The sequence below is a fragment of the Polaromonas sp. P1_G4 genome, from assembly GCF_056405475.1.
Genome location: NZ_JBFUCA010000979.1, coordinates 1 through 760 on the forward strand (window position 1 = coordinate 1; position 760 = coordinate 760).

General features: G+C 59.1%; 1 protein-coding gene. It reads left to right on the forward strand.

Annotation, left to right across the window (positions count from 1 at the left end; genetic code table 11):
- Positions 1-760: tetratricopeptide repeat protein (locus tag AC1D1X_RS24860; protein WP_477699564.1), on the forward strand; the 760-nt coding region annotated here is incomplete at both ends.

Here is a 760-nt window from a genome sequence, read left to right on the forward strand (position 1 = left end):
TATCCGCACCCTACTGGCACGCAATAAAAGCGCTGTATCTGCCGGACCGATTGTCCCGGACGAAGATGCCCAGTCATTGCGCTCACGTGGCAACGAATTGTTGGCACAAGGCAGGATTTCCGAGGCCACCGACTGCTATCGCCAGGTGGTTGCCATGACACCGAACGATGGCTTGGCCCATGTCAACCTGGGTTATGGCCTGATGGAACTGGGCGAACTGCCTGAGGCCAGCGCTAGCTTCAGGCAGGCCCTCGCGTTGGACGGCGGTCTTCTGGATGCCCATTTCCTGATGGGACAGGTGCAGATGCGCCAGACGTTGGTTGAAGACGCGGTCCGCAGTTTCCGAGCGGCTCTGACTTTGAAGCCTGATTTTGATTTGGCCTGGTTTGAGCTGGCCCGCGTGCAGGAAAATTTGCACCAGGTGGATGCGGCGCTGGATAGCTACCAGCAGGTCCTGCGTATCAATCCGGCCTTTGTAGATGCGGCAGCCAACCAGGTCAAGCTGTTGCTTGACTTGCAGCGCTGGCAGGAGGTCATCACGGTGGCGGACGGGCAGATGAAAAACGGAGCACCCCATGGCTTCGGCATCCAGAAAGCGTGCGCGCTGAACGGTTTGGCCCGCCATGACGAAGCCCTTGCCCTGATCGATGCCATTCTGGCTGAACATCCCGGGAATGTTCCGGCGCTCGACGGCAAAGCGGCGATTCAGGCTGCACAGGGCAAGCATGCGTTAGCCTTGCAAAGGTACGAGCAGGTGATC